Source organism: Herbaspirillum sp. NPDC101397 (assembly GCF_044767325.1).
GTDB lineage: Bacteria > Pseudomonadota > Gammaproteobacteria > Burkholderiales > Burkholderiaceae_D > Herbaspirillum.
Map to the genome: position 1 here is coordinate 1 of NZ_JBIWNS010000005.1, position 17,023 is coordinate 17,023.

The 17,023-nt window shown below is 61.3% G+C and carries 15 protein-coding genes; 11 read left to right on the forward strand and 4 right to left on the reverse strand.

Features of this window, described 5'->3' with window-relative positions:
* Window positions 1-219: 219 nt before the first annotated feature.
* The 3 genes from ACIROW_RS12685 to ACIROW_RS12695 all read left to right on the forward strand — a co-directional run bounded on the left by ACIROW_RS12685 (window position 220) and on the right by ACIROW_RS12695 (window position 5,673).
* Entirely contained in the window at window positions 220-2,934 is a 2,715-nt protein-coding gene (locus tag ACIROW_RS12685; RefSeq protein WP_402275969.1) for a DUF4118 domain-containing protein, read from the forward strand.
* 5 nt (window positions 2,935-2,939) lie between these two features.
* Window positions 2,940-3,641 (forward strand): response regulator, encoded by a 702-nt coding sequence (locus ACIROW_RS12690; protein WP_402275972.1) that lies wholly within the window; start codon window positions 2,940-2,942, stop codon window positions 3,639-3,641.
* 115 nt (window positions 3,642-3,756) lie between these two features.
* Complete coding sequence (locus ACIROW_RS12695) at window positions 3,757-5,673, forward strand: methyl-accepting chemotaxis protein (protein ID WP_402275974.1); 1,917 nt, start codon at window positions 3,757-3,759, stop codon at window positions 5,671-5,673.
* Here the strand turns inward: ACIROW_RS12695 and ACIROW_RS12700 are convergent.
* The 3 genes from ACIROW_RS12700 to ACIROW_RS12710 form a co-directional block, all read right to left on the reverse strand.
* Complete coding sequence (locus tag ACIROW_RS12700) at window positions 5,670-5,993, reverse strand: hypothetical protein (RefSeq protein WP_402275977.1); 324 nt, start codon at window positions 5,991-5,993, stop codon at window positions 5,670-5,672. The two genes, ACIROW_RS12695 and ACIROW_RS12700, sit on opposite strands and share 4 nt — an antisense overlap.
* A 7-nt stretch (window positions 5,994-6,000) precedes the next feature.
* Window positions 6,001-6,789 (reverse strand): TorF family putative porin, encoded by a 789-nt coding sequence (locus ACIROW_RS12705; protein ID WP_402275979.1) that lies wholly within the window; start codon window positions 6,787-6,789, stop codon window positions 6,001-6,003.
* 113 nt (window positions 6,790-6,902) lie between these two features.
* Window positions 6,903-7,685 (reverse strand): GntR family transcriptional regulator, encoded by a 783-nt coding sequence (locus ACIROW_RS12710; protein WP_402275981.1) that lies wholly within the window; start codon window positions 7,683-7,685, stop codon window positions 6,903-6,905.
* Window positions 7,686-7,998: 313 nt separating this feature from the next.
* Here ACIROW_RS12710 and ACIROW_RS12715 point away from each other — a divergent pair, with 313 nt between their 5' ends.
* From ACIROW_RS12715 to ACIROW_RS12750, 8 genes are all read left to right on the forward strand, one after another.
* The gene (locus ACIROW_RS12715) at window positions 7,999-9,051 is read left to right on the forward strand and encodes an ABC transporter substrate-binding protein (RefSeq protein WP_402275983.1); all 1,053 of its coding nucleotides are present in this window, start codon (window positions 7,999-8,001) and stop codon (window positions 9,049-9,051) included.
* A 46-nt stretch (window positions 9,052-9,097) separates the two neighbouring features.
* Window positions 9,098-9,913, forward strand: coding sequence for an ABC transporter permease (locus ACIROW_RS12720; protein WP_402275986.1), 816 nt, complete (start codon window positions 9,098-9,100; stop codon window positions 9,911-9,913).
* Between the two features lie 20 nt (window positions 9,914-9,933).
* Window positions 9,934-10,725, forward strand: coding sequence for an ABC transporter ATP-binding protein (locus tag ACIROW_RS12725; RefSeq protein WP_116434979.1), 792 nt, complete (start codon window positions 9,934-9,936; stop codon window positions 10,723-10,725).
* Between the two features lie 18 nt (window positions 10,726-10,743).
* Window positions 10,744-11,472, forward strand: coding sequence for an Asp/Glu/hydantoin racemase (locus ACIROW_RS12730; RefSeq protein WP_402275988.1), 729 nt, complete (start codon window positions 10,744-10,746; stop codon window positions 11,470-11,472).
* Between the two features lie 13 nt (window positions 11,473-11,485).
* Window positions 11,486-12,904, forward strand: a complete 1,419-nt coding sequence (gene hydA, locus ACIROW_RS12735; protein ID WP_402275991.1) for a dihydropyrimidinase — start codon at window positions 11,486-11,488, stop codon at window positions 12,902-12,904.
* A 252-nt stretch (window positions 12,905-13,156) separates the two neighbouring features.
* Window positions 13,157-13,870 (forward strand): hypothetical protein, encoded by a 714-nt coding sequence (locus tag ACIROW_RS12740; RefSeq protein ID WP_402275993.1) that lies wholly within the window; start codon window positions 13,157-13,159, stop codon window positions 13,868-13,870.
* A gap of 244 nt (window positions 13,871-14,114) precedes the next feature.
* Window positions 14,115-15,446, forward strand: coding sequence for a hemolysin family protein (locus ACIROW_RS12745; protein ID WP_402275996.1), 1,332 nt, complete (start codon window positions 14,115-14,117; stop codon window positions 15,444-15,446).
* Between the two features lie 481 nt (window positions 15,447-15,927).
* Window positions 15,928-16,185: a hypothetical protein gene (locus tag ACIROW_RS12750; RefSeq protein WP_402275998.1), complete on the forward strand. Its 258-nt coding sequence runs from the start codon at window positions 15,928-15,930 to the stop codon at window positions 16,183-16,185.
* Window positions 16,186-16,195: 10 nt separating this feature from the next.
* Here the strand turns inward: ACIROW_RS12750 and ACIROW_RS12755 are convergent, their stop codons facing one another.
* Window positions 16,196-16,978 (reverse strand): 3-hydroxybutyrate dehydrogenase, encoded by a 783-nt coding sequence (locus ACIROW_RS12755; protein ID WP_402276001.1) that lies wholly within the window; start codon window positions 16,976-16,978, stop codon window positions 16,196-16,198.
* Window positions 16,979-17,023 lie beyond the last annotated feature (45 nt).

Consider the following 17,023-nt stretch of genomic DNA (forward strand, 5'->3'; position numbering starts at 1 on the left):
CCCCGCGCAGCGGGGCGGCGAATCGCGGTCGCCTTCTTTGGCTTACTTTTCTTGGCGAGACAAGAAAAGTGAGTAGCTGCCGGGCTACCCCCGGCAAGGGTTGATCGAAGAGAAAACAGAATCAGCTACAGGCAAAGGCCAGTCGGAACAAAACACAGCACACGACCACACGAACCCAACCCGCTAAAAAAGCCCATTTCCATCTACAATACCCCCACCATGCCCACCCGCCCCAACCCCGACGACCTCCTCGACCGCGTCATGCGCGACGAAGACCGTCAGGCGCGCGGCCGGCTCAAGATCTTCTTCGGCTCTTCCGCCGGCGTGGGCAAAACCTACGCCATGCTGGCCGCCGCCAGAAACCTGCAGGAACAAGGCGAGCAAGTCCTCGCCGGCATCGTCGAAACCCACGGCCGCGCCGATACCGAAGCCATGCTCGAAGGGATCGAACGCCTGCCCCTGCGCAGCACCCAATACCGCGACCGCACGCTGTACGAATTCGACCTCGACGCCGCGCTCGAACGCAAACCGACCTTCATCCTGGTCGACGAACTGGCGCATTCGAATGTCCCCGGCTCGCGCCACGCCAAACGCTGGCAAGACATCGAAGAGCTGCTGCACGCCGGCATCCATGTCTACACCACCGTCAACGTCCAGCACATCGAAAGCCTCAACGACGTGGTCGGCCAGATCACCGGCATCCGTGTGCACGAGACGATTCCCGACCATGTCTTTGACGAGGCCGACGACGTCACGCTGGTGGACTTGCCGCCCGACGAACTGCTGCAGCGCCTCAAGGAAGGCAAGGTCTACCTGCCGCAACAGGCCGAGAAAGCCGGGCGTAATTTTTTCCGCAAGGGCAATCTGCTGGCGCTGCGCGAAATCGCCCTGCGCCGCACCGCCGATCGCGTCGACGCCGACATGCGCGAGTACCGCGCCGATCGTTCCATCGTCCAGCTGTGGCAAACCAAGGAACGCATCGTGGTGGCCATCGGTGCGCGCGCCGACGAAGACAAACTGGTGCGCGCCGCCGCACGGCTGGCGGCCAAGCTGCAGGCAGACTGGCTGGCGGTGCACGTGGATGCGCCGAGCTGGCCGCGGGTGACGCTGGCCGGGCGCGAACGCATATTGAAGAACCTCAAGCTGGCGCAATCATTGGGCGCGGAAACCGCCAGCATCACCGGCGAAGACGTGGCGCAGGCGCTGGTGCAGTTCGCGCGCAGCCGCAATGCAGGCAAGCTGGTGATCGGCCAGTCGCACGGCGGCGGCTGGACGCAGTGGAAACGATGGTGGCGCAAGAATCTGGCCGAACGCATCGCCGCAAACGGACAGGACATCGACGTCTATACCGTGGCGCGTCCGGTGGAATCGAAGCGCGACGACAGCGTCAGGCCTCCGGTGGAAGAAGCACGCGACGACAGCGGCCGTCTGCGCCGCCGCCGCGGCTATCTGTGGGCCACCGTCAGCTGCGCCGTGACCACGGGGCTGGCGTGGTGGCTGATCGCCTACCTGCATCCGGCCAACGTGATCATGCTGTACCTGGTCGGCGTGATGATCGTCGCGGTGCGCTACGGGCGCTCGGCGTCGGCACTGGCGTCGATCATGAGCGTGCTGGCGTTCGATTTCTTTTTCGTGGCGCCGCGCTTTTCCATCAGCGTCTCGGACGCGCAATATCTGATTACCCTGCTGGTGATGCTGGCGGTGTCGCTGTTCATCAGTTCATTGGCCTCGCGCATGCGGCATCAGGCCAACGTCGCCATGTTGCGCGAGGCGCGCGCCGGCAACTTGTACATGCTCGGCAAGGAACTGGCGGCGGTGCTGACGCTGGAGCAGATCCTGGAAATCGGCCGCCGCCACCTGGGCGCGGTGTTCGGCGCCAAGACGGCGTTCTGTTTGCCCGACAGCGGCGAAAACGTGCGCGTGGCCGCGCCGGAAGAACACGACGCCCATGCCCTGCAAGATGTCGACCTGGGCGTGGCGCAATGGGTCTACGACAACGACCAGGCGGCGGGGCGCGGCACCGCCACCTTGCCGGCGGCGCAGGCGCTGTACCTGCCGCTGAACGCGACCATGCGCACGCGCGGCGTGCTGGCGTTCGTGGCCGAAGATCCGCTTCAGCTGGCCTTGCCGGAGAATCGGCAAATGCTGGAAATCTTCTGCTCGCAGATCGCCATGGCGATCGAGCGCCTGCACTACGCCGAGGTGGCGCAGGATGCGCTGGTGACGATGGAGTCGGAGCGCCTGCGCAATTCACTGCTGTCGGCCATCTCGCATGACCTGCGTACGCCCCTGACCTCGCTGGTGGGCAGCGCCGAAGCGCTGGCGCGGCAGCCGTCGCTGGGCGCCGACGAGCGCGAGATGGCCGTCACCATCAGCGAGCAATCGCAACGCATGTCGGGACTGGTGGAAAACCTGCTCGACATGGCGCGCCTGCAATCGGGCGGCATTACGCTCAACCGCCAATGGAATTCGATCGAAGAAGTGGTCGGCACCGCCTTGCGCCTGCTCAACAAGACGCTCGGCGAACGCCGCGTGGAGACGCATCTGCCGGCCGACTTGCCGCTGGTGCGTTTCGACGCGGTGCTGATCGAGCGCGTGTTCGCCAATCTGATCGAGAACGCCGTCAAGTACGCACCGGCCGGCGAGATCATCATGGTCGATGCAAGAGCCAATGCAGGCATGATGGAAATCAGCGTGATCGACCGCGGTCCGGGCTTCCCGCAAGGGATGGAAGAGCGCGCGTTTGAAAAATTCACACGCGGCGATACGGAATCAAGCACGCCAGGGGTCGGCCTTGGATTGGCGATTTGCCGCGCGATTATTGATGCCCACGGTGGTGCGATACGCGCGCTGCCCGGCGACGGCGGTCGCGGCGCGCGCGTCTGCTTCACTTTGCCTTTGGACAAACCTCCGGCCCTGCCGGAAGAGGAATAACGATCATGTTGGATCACGCAGGCAATATCGTGTTCGTCGAGGACGACGCCCACATCCGCAAGCTGGTGCGTAGCGCGCTTGAACAGGAAGGCTTCATCGTGCACGAGGCGCGCACCGCGCGTGAAGGCATGGTGGAAGCGGGCACCCGCAAACCGGATCTGGTCATCGTCGATCTCGGCCTGCCCGACCAGGACGGCAAGCAGGTCATCGCCGACATCCGCTCGTGGAGTGACGTGCCGATCGTGATCCTGTCGGCACGTACGCAAGAGGCGGAAAAAGTCGCCGCTCTCGATGCCGGCGCCGACGATTACCTGACCAAGCCCTTCGGCGTGCCGGAATTGCTGGCGCGCATCCGTGCCCAGTTGCGCCGGCGCAGCCAGGCCAGCGCGGCGACCGGACGTTTTCGTCTCGGCGATCTGCTGATCGACCTGCCGGCGCGCACGGCCAGCAAAGGCGGCGAGGCGGTGCACCTGACCCAGATCGAACATCGCCTGATCGCCACGCTGCTGCGCGACGCCGGCCGCGTGATCACGCACCGCACCTTGCTGGCGGCGGGATGGGGACCGTCGCATACCGAAGATCATCACTACCTGCGCATCTACATGCAGCGCCTGCGCCAGAAGCTGGAAGACGACCCGGCACAGCCCAAGCACATCGTCACCGAAATCGGCGTCGGCTATCGCATCGTCAACGCTGAACCGGCCTGATACCGCTGTTTTCAGTGACGCAAAATTACCCTGATTTACACTGATTCGGCTCGCACGCTCCCGATTCCTCCTGATTTGATAGACTGTCCCGCTAATAAAAAAACGGGAGGGTTTCATGACGCGGTTCTTGCAGCGTTTCAAGCTGTGGCAACGCATGGGGTTGTTGGGCGTATTGGGAGTATTGCTGGTGGGGCCGCCGCTTTATCTGTATGTGGATGGCGCTGACAAAAGCATCGCTGTGTCGCGCCTCGAACAGAGAGGCCTTGAGCCCGGTGTCAAAACGCTCAAGGCGCTGCAGCTGGTGCAGAGCCATCGCGGTTTGTCGACGGCCTTCCTCACTTCCGGCCAAATGGTTGATCAGCTCGGTGAAAGCACGCGCCTGGGCACGCTCGCGATGGACGCGCTGGCGCAGTCTCTGCAAGCCGGCAGTCCTGCTGAAGCGGCGCTGCTGCAGAAAATCCGTACGGAATGGGACGACCTGTCCAAAGCCGTGAGCCGGCGCGGTGTAACCTTGTCCGACAGTTTCGAGCGTCACAGCCAGCTATGCCTGAGCCTGCTGCTGCTCAGCGAAAAAATCGCCGACCGCTATCACCTCAGCCTGGATTCCGATCCGGGCGTGTACTACCTCGTGCATGCGGTGTATTTCGACTTGCCGCAACTGGCTGAATACCTGGGCCAGGTGCGCGGCGCCGGCGTGCGCTACCTGATCGCCGGCCAGATCGACGATGATGCGCGCGTGAACCTGCACAGCCTGATTGCCGGCACGCGCCAGCACGGACGCACCTCACTGCGCTATTTCGAAAAAGTCTATGGCGCCGTGCCGGCGCTGAAGGCGGAACTCGGCGCCAGCTCGGAGGCGTCGACCGTCGCCAGCCGCAGTTCGCTGAACCTGTCGCGCGATGAGATCGCTGCCGCCGACACCTTGACGATGACGCCGGCCGCCTACTACGACGCGATGAGCGTTGCAGTCGATCAGCAATATCGCACCGCCTTCCTGGCGTCCGACCGCCTGCAGAAAATGATCGCCGACCGCATCGCTGCACAGGAGCGGCAACGCGACCAACTGACCGGCGGCGTGCTGCTGATCGCCTTGCTGGCGGCGTTGTCGGGCTGGCTGATCTGCCGCAGCCTGGTGCGCCAGCTGGGCGGCGAGCCGGCCGATGTGATCGAGGTGTTGAGCAAGGTGGCGCAGGGCGATTTCACGCAGTGCATCGAGGTCGCGCGCAATGACGATTTCAGCTTGGTGTTTCACATGAAGGATATGGTCGACACCTTGTCGGCGGTGGTGGCCGACGTATCGGAAGGCGCCGGCGTGCTGGCCGATGCCTCGCGCGAGATCAGCAGTACTGCGCAAGCCTTGTCGCAGGGCGCCAGTGAACAGGCCGCCGGCATCGAGATGACCAGCGCCTCGCTGGAAGAAATGTCGACGTCGATTTCGCGCAATGCCGCCAATGCACGCGTCACCGATGCGCTCGCGGGCAAAACCGCCGACGGCGCCGGCGATGGCGGCAATGCGGTGTTGTCGACCGTTTCGGCCATGAAGCGCATCGCAAAGATGGTGGAAGTGATCGACGACATTGCTTATCAAACCAATCTGTTGTCGCTTAACGCAGCGATCGAAGCGGCCAGCAGCGGCGGCCAGAGCCGCGGCTTTGCGGTGGTGTCGGCGGAGATCCGGAAGCTGGCCGAACGCAGCCAGGATGCGGCGCAGGAAATCGGCGACGTTGCGGGAACCAGCGTCGCGCTGGCCGAACAAGCCAGCCGTCTGCTGGAAAACCTGGTGCCGGAAATTCGCCGCGCATCGGAACTGGTGCAAGAGATTTCCCATTCCTGCACCGAGCAGTCGGCCGGCGTCAGCCAGATCAATTCCGCCGTGGTGCAACTGAGCATGACGGTGCAGCAGAATGCAGCCGGGTCGGAGCAACTGGCGGCGACCGCCGAAGAGATGAGCGCGCAGGCCGAGAAGCTGAGCAGGTCGATTGCCTTTTTCAAGCTACCGCATGACGAAGCTATGGTCGCTGAACAAACCTAAAGATCCCCCCAGATATCGATCTGGCGGCGGATCGTGCCGGCATGGCCGTCGCAGATGATCAGCACTTCCTTGCTGCCGTTGCGCATGACGAAGCGGAAATACTCTGCCTCGTTGCGCTGCACGAAACTTTCACTCTCAATCTTGCCGGCGCCGGCCATGACTTCCATGGCGGCGCGCCGGCATGCCGGCAATTGCTTCCTTGCTTCGATGGACGGGCCGTAGTCTTCCGGCGAGCGGTACGGCACCACCGCATGCGCGGCGGGCAGCAGCGCTGAACTTAAGAGCAATACGCCCAAGGCCGTTGAAATTTTCCCGTCCATGTCAGCCTCAGAAGGTGCGCGACACCGACAGCACCAGCTGGTCGCGGCCGAGGTTCTTGCCCTTGACCGTGTAGCCGGCGTCCTTGGCGTTGGTGCCGGTGTAGTAGGCCGCCAGCACGTAGCCGGAGAAGTCGCGGTTCAGGCCCAGCTTCCAGTCGGTGTACGACAGGTTGGAGGAGTTCGGGCCGGTATAGCGCTGATGGCCGACATGCGCAACGCCGTTGATGCCGGCGACCAGCTCGTGCGTCAGTCCCAGGTCGATGTAGCTGGAGCCGCGCGTGTCGGCGCTGCCGAACGTGTTGCCGACGGCGTAGGAATAACGCAGCGTGATCCACTTGGCGTCAAGGCCGAGATACAGCTCATTGGTGTCGGCCTTGGTGAAGCCGTTGGGGAAGCTGCCCGGATAGGCGTAATGGAGGAAGCCGATGTCGCCGGTCAGGGTGTCGTTGAAGCCATATTTGAAGCCGCCGTAGATGTCGGCTTCCAGGCTGGCCGATGCGCCGGGCGTGGCGTCGCTGATCCAGCTGATGTTGGACGCCCAGATGCCGGCGTACAGGCCGCTCTCGTGCGAGAGGTCGAAGCCGCCTTGCACGGCAGGCTTTTCATTGGTCTGGGTCAGACCGCGGAAAACGTATTGGCTGTAGAGGCCGATGTTCGCGGTGGAGGTGAAAGCAGGTGCAGTTGCAGTTGCAGTTGCGTCGCCATTCTCTGCCGCGGCGGCGGGCAGCACGTGCAGCAGGGCAGTTGCCGCCACGGCGATGGAAACGAAACGGAACGGCGCAAATCGGGATGTCATTTTCTTGTACTCCACAAATCAGGTTGATGTGGGCTACAAGATAAGAAATGCGGCGTCTAATTCTTATAAAACTTTATGCTGCGCGGATAAACGCACCATAAAAATCGCCGGAATTACATCGCGCTCAGCACCGCTTCCAGGTCGTCGTCTTCGGCCGGCGGCGTCGACATGTCGAGAACCGCTTCGATGTGATTCAGATGCTCGATCATCGCCGCCACTGCTTTCTCGACCTTGCCGGCGGCGATGGCGTCGATGATGTCGCCGTGCTCGTCATGGGTACACGCCGGCACGGTAGGAGAGTCGTACAGCACGATGATCAGGCAGGTCAGAGACGCCAGCTCGCGCATCATCTTGCTCATGACCGGGTTCTCGACCATGTCGGCGATGCGGATGTGGAACTCGCCCGACAGCCGGATGATGGCGCGGCGGTCGTTGGCTTCGCGCGCCTGCGCCTCCAGCGCGACGTGGGCGCGCAGTTGGGCGATATGGTCGGGCCGGGTGTGTTCGCACAAATGGCGCAGCAGCGCCGGCTCGATCAGGCGGCGCGCCGAAAAGATTGCGCGCGCTTCGCTCGGCGTCGGGCTGGCGATGAAGGCACCGCGATTCGGGATCGTGGTGATCAGTCCTTCGTGGCTCAGCCGCGCCAGCACTTCGCGCACGCGCGTACGGTTGACGTTGAAGATGCCGGCCAGCTTTTCTTCCACCAGCTTGGTGCCCGGCGTGAGGCGATGCTCCATGATCGAAGTGAGGATGCGCTCATAGATGACGTCGCCGGCCATCGGCCGCGCGCTCACGGCTTGGGCGGGCAGGGGGCTGTTGTCCGCGCTCTTGTTCAGTTTGCTTGCGGTCTTCTTGCGGCCGGGTCTGATGGCGGCGGTGTTGGTGGTGCTGGTCATTGCATTGTCCTGAGGCGATGTATTTTGTGGGGGTATATTGTCACAATTAATAAAAACTTTCCCGACATTTATAAAATAATTTGTCGCACCGGTTTGGTTCGATTTCTCCCGTTTTGCACCAGCCTGGATTTTATTTCCTGCTTCCATGCGGTGAATAAAGGCTACTTCACTCTGAAATTCAATTGAAACTGTCCTGGCACAGGTATTGCATTGTTTGTCGCAATCGGTATTTTAAATTGTCACAATCTTAATTGCGGTCCATGCTCATTGCTTCGATGAGTTCCATCTTTGAGTTACTTACGGGAGAGTCACCATGCACTATCAAGTATCCGGCGCACAAAAAAGCCTGCCGCGTTCGTCCGTCATGCGCGCCGCCGTCGTGGCCGCCGGGCTGGCCTTCAGCCTGGCTTTCGCCGGCGCAGCCCAAGCCCAGGCCAAGCCGAAGTTCAAGCTGGCCTACGCCAAGTGTGCGCACTGCATGTCGATGGCCTTAGTGCCTGAACTGGCGAAAAACGTCGACATCGAAGGCATCAACTTCACCGCCGGCAGCGACGCACTGACCGCACTGGTGTCCAAGAGCGTGGACATCGCCCAGGTGACTTACCTGTCCTTCGTCAGCGGCCTCGACAAGGGCTTCGACCTGGTGGCGGTGTCGGGCCAGGTCAACGGCGGCTCCGAAATGCTGGTCGGCAAGGACATGGCGCTGGCGTCCGACGACTGGGCCGGCCTGAAGAAGCTGATCGCCGACTACAAGGCGCAGGGCAAACCGTTCCGCATCGCAGCTTCGCGCGGCAATGCGCAGGACCTGCACATGCGCGGCGAGCTGGCCCTGAACGGCATCAATCCGAGCAAGGACGTGCAGTTCGTCAACATCCCGAATCCGTCCGACCACGCCGCAGCCCTGCAGCGCGGTGAGGTCGAGCTGATCTGCTCGGTCGAACCGTTCGCTTCGCAAATCCGCATGACCGGGGTCGGCAAGCATTTTGCATTTCCCTACAAGCAGGCCGCCGGCCGCCTGACCAACCTGATCGTGACGCGCTCGGACGTGATCAAGGAACATCCGGCCGAAGTGAAGGAAACCGTCGCCGCCGTGGTGCGCCTGGTGGACAACCTGCAAAAGGACAAGGGCGCCTGGGTTGCCAGCATCGTCAAGGGCACCGGTCTGGACAAGACCGTCGCCACCGAAGCGCTGAAGAACTCCTATCCCGACTTCAAGATGTACCGCGCGCAGACGCAAGCCATCGGCGCGATGATGAAAGACCTCAAGTACATCTCCACCGACGTCTCGGCGCAGATCGACAAGAACATGGACTACAGCTTCCTGATGGAAGTCACCAAGAAGCCCAAGTCCGAACTGGGCTATTGATTCAGGCGCAAGGCTGGTTTAACCGGATAGAAAGCAGGTGATCACAATGAATGGTTTGATGCGCTCCTTGTCGGAGGCGAAGTGGCGGTTCGCCGTACCGATTTTTCTGGTGTTGTTCTGGGAAGCGTTTTCCCGTTCGGGAGCGATCCCTGCTTCCTTGCTGCCGGCGCCGTCGCGGGTGTTCGCGACCTGGATGGACTGGATCTTCGGTTATAGCGAAGCAGCCCAGGACAGCAGCGGCCGCTGGATCTTCGACGCCATGGCCAGCTGCATGCGGGTCACGGCCGGCTATCTGATCGCGGCGATTTCCGGCATTGCGCTGGGCGTGGCGATCGGCTGGTGGCGCTGGGTGGAGAAAGCCATCGAGCCGACCGTGCAGATGCTGCGGCCGATTCCGCCGGTGTCGTGGATTCCGCTGGCGATCATCTGGTTCGGCATTGCCAACAAGCCGGCGATTTTCCTGGTGTTCCTGGGCGCGTTCTTTCCCATCCTGATGAACACCGTGCACGGCGTCAAAACCTCCGACCGCAACCTGCTGCGCGCGGCGGCGATGGCCGGCGCTAACCAGAGCCAGTTGCTGCGTTTCGTGATCCTGCCGGCGGCGATGCCGAGCATCTTCGCGGGTCTGCGCATCGGCATCGGCAGCGCCTGGATGCTGACGGTGACGGCGGAGATGGTGGCGGTCAAGAGCGGTCTCGGTTACGCGCTGTGGGATTCGTATTACTTCCTGCGCTACGACCTGGTGATCGCGGCCATGATCAGCATCGGTTTGCTCGGCTACCTGGCCGACCTGATCCTGAAACTGATCATGAATTCGGTACTGCGCTGGCAGCACGTGGCGACGGTGCAGGGCAAGGCATAAGACTGAGCAAGGAGAACAACATGGCATTCATCGAACTGAACAATATCGTCAAGGTCTTCAAGGACAAGAAGCGCGGCACCGACATGCTCGCCATCGACAACGTCACGCTGAGCCTGGAGAAGAAGGAATTCCTCTGCCTGCTCGGCCCGTCCGGTTGCGGCAAGTCGACGCTGCTGAACATGATCGCCGGCTTCGAGCATCCGACCTCGGGCAGCGTGATCGTGGACGGCAAGCCGATCAGCGCTCCCGGCGCCGACCGCGGCATGGTGTTCCAGCAGGCCAACCTGATGCCGTGGCTGCCGGTGTGGGACAACATCGCGTTCTCGCTCAAGCTGCAAGGCAAGAGCGCCGCCGAACGCCGCGCCGCCGCTCAGCCATTTATCGAAACGGTGAAGCTCAAGGGCTTTGAAAATCACTTCCCGGCCGAGCTATCGGGCGGCATGGCGCAGCGTGTCGGCATCGCCCGCGCGCTGTTGCAGAATCCGTCGGTGATCCTGATGGACGAGCCGTTCGCTGCGCTCGATGCGCAGACCAAGATGGAAATGCAGGAAGAGCTGGTCACGCTGTGGCAGCGTTATGAGGGTACGATCGTGTTCGTCACGCACAGCGTCGATGAAGCGCTGGTGCTGGCGACCAAGGTGGCCGTCATGACGCATCGCCCTGGCCGCATCCGCGACCTCATCGACATCGACCTGGCGCGGCCGCGCGACACCACGAGCGCCGAGTTCAACCAATACAAACGCCATGTGCTGAGCCTGATCCGAGAAGAATCCGCGCTCGCCCATGCCGACGCAGTCAAAATCGCCGCATAGAATTTCAAGGAAATCATCATGACTCAACGTACTCTGCTCGGCATGCTGACGCCGTCCTCCAACACCACGCTGGAGCCGGTCACCACCGCAATGATCGCCGACATCCCGGAAGCCAGCGCGCACTTCGGCCGCTTCCGCGTGACCGAGATCGCCCTGTCGAACCAGGCGCTGGCGCAATTCGACGACAGCGAAATCCTGCGTGCGGCCGAACTGCTGTCGCACGCCAAGGTGCAAAGCATAGGCTGGAACGGCACCTCGTCGGGCTGGCTCGGTTTCGACGCCGACGAACGCCTGTGCAAGCGCATCACCGAAGCGACCGGCATTCCGGCCTGCACCTCGGTGCTGGCATTGAATGAGATTTTCGACATCACCGGCGTCAAGCGCTTCGGCCTGGTGACGCCTTACCTGGACGACGTGCAGGCGGCGATCATCAAGAACTATGCGGCATCCGGCATGGAATGCATCGCCGAGCGTCATCTGCGGAAGCAGGACAATTTCTCTTTCTCCGAAGTCGGCGCCGACGAGCTGCGCGCCATGGTGCGCGAGGTCGCCAAGGAAAAGCCGCAGGCCATCACCATCTTCTGCACCAACCTGCGCGGCGCGCCGCTGGTCGAAGAGCTGGAACGCGAAGTCGGCATCCCGATCTACGACACTATCTCCACCGTGGTGTGGAAGTCGCTCAAACAGGCCGGGTCAGACCCGTCGCGCATCCGCAATTGGGGCAGTTTGTTCCGCGATGTTGTTTAGGGCGGAGCCGAACATGGAAGACTTTGATCTGGTAATCCGCAACGGCACCGTCGCCACCGCATCCGACATCATGCAATGCGATGTCGGCGTCGTCGGCGGCAAGGTTGTGGCGCTGGGGCGTAATCTTGCGCCCGGCAAGAAAGAAATCGATGCCGCCGGCAAGCTGGTGCTGCCGGGCGGCGTCGACAGTCATTGCCATCTCGACCAGCCAATGGAAGAGGGGCTGGAGATGGCCGACGATTTTCGCAGCGGCACGATCTCGGCGGCATGCGGCGGCACCACGACGGTGATTCCGTTTGCGGCACAAGCCAAGGGCCAGTCGTTGCGTGCGGCAGTGGAGGATTACCATCGCCGCGCCGAAGGCAAGGCCGTGATCGACTACGCCTTTCACATGATCGTCAGCGACCCGACCGAAAAGGTCCTGAAGGAAGAGTTGCCGCAACTGATCAGCGAAGGCTATACCTCGTTCAAGATCTACATGACCTATGACGATCTCAAATTGAATGATCGTCAGATCATCGACGTGCTGGCCATCGCGCGGCGTGAAGGCGCCATGGTGATGATCCATGCCGAAAACGCCGACTGCATTGCGTGGCTCACCGAGCAACTGGAAGACGCCGGATTGACCGCGCCCAAGTATCACGCGACCTCACGGCCGATGCTGGTCGAGCGCGAAGCGACGCATCGTGCGATCGCGCTGTCCGAACTGGTCGACGTGCCGATCCTGATTGTGCACGTCTCGGGCAAGGAAGCCATCGAGCAGATCCGCTGGGCGCATGGTCACGGCCTGCGCATCTATGCCGAGACTTGCCCGCAGTATTTCATGCTGACTGCCGACGATCTCGATCAGGAGGGCTATCACGGCGCCAAATGCATCTGCAGCCCGCCGCCGCGCGACAAGGAAAACCAGCAGCACATCTGGGACGGCCTGGCCAACGGCTTGTTCACGGTGTTCTCGTCGGACCATGCGCCGTTCCGCTACGCCGATCCCAAGGGCAAGATGCCGGGTGGGAAGGAAGTGCCGTTCCGCTATATCCCGAACGGCACGCCGGGACTGGAGACGCGTCTGCCCTTGCTGTTCTCGGAGGGCGTCGGCAAGGGCCGCATCGACCTCAACCGCTTCGTCGCACTGACGGCGACCGACCCGGCCAAGATGTATGGCTTGTATCCGCAGAAGGGCACCATCGCCATCGGCGGCGATGCCGACATCGCCATCTGGGATCCGCACAAGGAAGTCGTGATCGCCAATGCCGACCTGCATCACAACGTCGACTACACGCCATATGAAGGCGTGGCGGTGACCGGCTGGCCGGTGACCACGCTGTCGCGCGGCGAGGTGGTGTATGACGGCAAGGAGCCGCAGGGCGCCATCGGTCGCGGCGAGTTTCTCAAGTGCGGTTTGCCGGATCCGGCGCGTCCGCGCAAGCGCTGAGCGGGTGCCGCAGGGCAATCGTTGCTCGTAAACGATAAGCACTCTCAATTCAGTATTTCTTCGACGTGCTGGTCGCACTTCCGTGTATGGACAGTGTGACCAGCGCATGTCTTTGTGGTTATTCTGCCCACGTATTTCGAAATCTCCGGCTCGCATTCGTTTTCCGATTGCTCGCGCCGGAAGCATGGTGCTAGCATCACGCCGGACGCAACGTCTTCCTGATTGCGTCAGATTTTTGAAGACGGGTAATCCATGAAAAAACAAATCATCATTGCAGCCGTGGCCGTCCACGGATTGCTGGGGATGCAGTCGGCGTTCGCCGCCGGCGCAATGAATGTCGACGACGCGCAAGTGCTCGGCGCCGACAAATGCCAGCTCGAAGCCTGGGGCAAATTCAATCGCGACGGCACCGAGCGCTGGCTCAATCCGTCGTGCAACCTGACCGGCAACCTGGAAGTCTCGTGGGGTAATTCCTGGCAGCGCGACGGTACCGGCATGTACCTGGCCAATAGCCAGTTGCAAGGCAAGACCGTGTTCCGCGAAATGTCGCCGGACAGCTATGGCGTCGGCATGCTGGCCGGCGTGGTGCGCCAGACCGACAGCGGCGACGATGGGCGCAAGCGTTCGTGGAATGTCTATTCCAAGCTGCTGACTTCGTTCTCGTTCAAGGACGACGCGTTCCTGTTGCACACCAACCTGGGCGCGATTCGCAAAGGCAAGGAGCAGACCACGCGCCTGACCTGGGGTCTCGGCAATGAGACGAAGCTGATCGACCGGCTCTCGTTCATCGGCGAAGTGTTCGGCGAGAACAAGGGCAAGCCGTCCTACCAGGCCGGCGTGCGGGCGGCGCTGGTGCCGGAACACGTCGAACTCGACCTCACCTATGGCAATACCTTCGGCGCCGACACGCGCGGCCGCTATGTCGTGCTCGGACTGCGTTTCATCGCGCCTGAACTGAAACGCTGAGGCGCTTTTTCTTTTGCCGGATTGACATGGTTTCCTGACAAGAGCTCTTGTCGCGCGTCGTCTCGTGGTAAATTACGTCTTGTGCTTGCAGCAACATGCAAGAGCAGCTAACAAAACCTTCGCAGTTTTCCCCGCTTGCGATTTCTTCATTGCGCTTCCGCGGCCCGGCCCGTCGGACTTCGCGCTGTTTTGTTAGCTGTTCTTCGGCAGGCGCACTTTCTTTACTACTCAATAGGTACCCTCGTTGGAAAACATATTGCTGATCGTCGCGGCCCTCTTTCTGGTCGCGCTGAACGGTTTTTTCGTCGCAGCAGAATTCGGTCTGGTCAAACTGCGCCAGACCCGCATCAGAGCCATCGTCAAGACGCAAGGTTTGCGCGGACGCATACTGGCGACTGTCCATAATCAACTCGACGCTTACCTGTCGGCCTGCCAGCTCGGCATCACGCTGGCCTCGCTGGGCCTCGGCTGGATCGGCGAACCCGCCTTCGCCAGCCTGCTCGAACCCTTGTTCGCCTTGCTCGGCGTGAGTTCGCCCGAACTGATCCACGGCGTCTCCTTCGTGTTCGCCTTCGTGATCATTTCCTTCCTTCATATCGTGGTCGGCGAGCTGGCGCCGAAGTCGATGGCGATCCGCAACCCGGAGCGCATCGGCCTGTGGTGTGCGATGCCGCTGTACGGCTTTTACTGGACCATGTATCCGGCGATCTGGCTGCTCAACCTGAGCGCCAACTGGGTACTGCGCATTACCGGCCTGGGCGGCGTGCACGGGCATGATTCGCATTATTCCTCGGACGAACTCAAGCTGATCCTGCGCTCCGGCGGCAAGACCGGCAAGTTCACGCCGCAGGAGTGGAGCGTGCTGGCGCAGTCGCTCGATTTCGGCGACCTCAAGGTGATGGACCTGATGCGTCCGGCCAACGAGATCGTCGCGCTGAGCGCGGCGAATACGCATGAAGAAAACATGCAGATCATTTATCGCAACCGTTTCAGCCGCTATCCGTTTTTCGATGCCGAGCAGCAGGAGGTGCTGGGCCTGCTGCATCTGAAGGACGTCTTCATCGCGCAGCAGGACGGCAAGGCCATCGTCGACCTGCGCCAGTACCTGCGTCCGGTCCAATACATTTCACCGAGCCTGTCGGCGCAAGAGCTGCTGCGCCGCTTCCGCACCGGTTCGCCGCACTTCGCGATCATCGGCCGCAAGGGGCAGACACCCTTGGGCTTCGTCACGCTCGACAATCTGCTGAGCGTGCTGGTGGGCGAGATTCGCGACGAGTTTCGTCATACTTCCAATGAGTGGACGCGGCAGGATGACGGGACTTTGCTGGGCAAGGGCAGTCTGCCTATCGTGACGCTGGAGCACATGCTGGGCATTGACCTCGAATACGACGAGACGGTCGATTCGGTCGGCGGACTGGTCATGGAGAAGCTGGGCGAGGTGCCGAAAGAAGGGCAGAAGGTCGAGTTTCATGCTTTTGACATTGTGGTCAAGAAGATGAAGGGGCCGAAGATTTTGTTGGTGAAGGTTTATCCGAAGATGCAGGATGGGGAGTGGGTGGGGGAGATGGAGGGATAGGTTTTTCTCTCTGTGTTTTGTTCCGACTTGCTTGCTGTGCGTTTCTGATGCTGTTCTTTCTTCGATCAACGCTTGCCGGGGGTAGCCCGGCGGCTACTCACTTTCTTTGCTTCGCCAAAGAAAGTAAGCAAAGAAAGGCGACCGCGATTCGCCGCCCCGCTGCGCGGGGTTCCCGTTGGCGCCGCACTCAAATCGGGAAGGGAAACAAACTCGCTGCGCTCAGACAAGTTTCCCTTCTTTTTCCGATTTGAGCACGTCACCAACGGCGACTCATAAGCGGAATTCTTTTTTCGGCTCGCTTCGCATTGCCTTGGGGGGCTCGCCTTCGGCATCGTGATTCTCATTCTTGGTTTTATTGGTAGCGGAGAACTACGACCGTCGCTTTATCTCTGTCCCCTGGCGATGCGCAGCGAGCCAGTCTGGAATTCCCGCTTGCGAGCAGCCGGTGGCGGCAGGCATAAATCGGATAAAGAGGGGAAACTTGTCTGAGCGCAGCGAGTTTGTTTCCTCTCCCGATTTGTGCCTGACGACGCCGGGAACCCCGAAGGGGCTGCGAACTTGCGGTCGCCTTCTTTTGCTTACTTTTCTTGGCGAAGCAAGAAAAGTGAGTAGCTGCCGGGCTACCCCCGGCGAAGGGTTGATCGAAGAAAGAACAACATTCATCAACGCACAGCAGGCTAGTCGGAACAACAGAACAAAAAAAGCCGCCAATAAAGGCGGCCTCTTCATCATCCAGTAAGCGAATCAGCTTACTGCATAAACCACCCATGGCTAACCACCACCGACTGCCCGGTAAGCGCATTGGTAGGAAACGCCGCGAGGAATACCGCCGTCTGCGCCACATCCGCCGTCGTGGTGAATTCACCGTCCACGGTATCTTTCAACATCACCTTCTTGATCACGTCGTCTTCGCTGATATTCAGTTCCTTGGCCTGCTCGGGAATCTGCTTTTCCACCAGCGGCGTACGGACGAAGCCCGGGCAGATCACGTTCGAGCGGATCTTGTCCTTCGCGCCTTCCTTGGCGACCACTTTGGCCAGGCCGATCAGGCCGTGCTTGGCGGTGACGTACGGCGCCTTCAGCGGCGAGGCTTCGTGCGAATGCACCGAACCCATGTAGATGATCGAGCCACCCTTGCCGGCCTTGATCATCGCGCGCATTGCGGCGCGGGTGGTCAGGTAGGCGCCGTCGAGGTGGATCGCCAGCATCTTGCGCCAGTTTTCCAGCGTGCTGTCGACGATCGGAGCGATGATCTGGATGCCGGCGTTGCTGATCAGGATGTCGAGCGTGCCGTAGGCAGCCACCGCGTCGGCGATACCCTTGTCGACCTGCGCTTCGTCGACCACGTTCATGGCGACGGCCATTGCGGTGCCGCCGCTCTTGTTGATCTCGTCGGCAGCGGCCTTGGCAGCGTCCAGCGCCAGATCGGCAATGACGACCTTGGCGCCGGCCTTGGCGTATTCGATGGCGATTTCTTTGCCGATACCGCTGGCTGCGCCTGTGATCAGAGCGACTTTATCTTTGAGTACCATGACGTTCCTTTTTGTTAAGCAAAAATATTAAACAAAATACTAAAA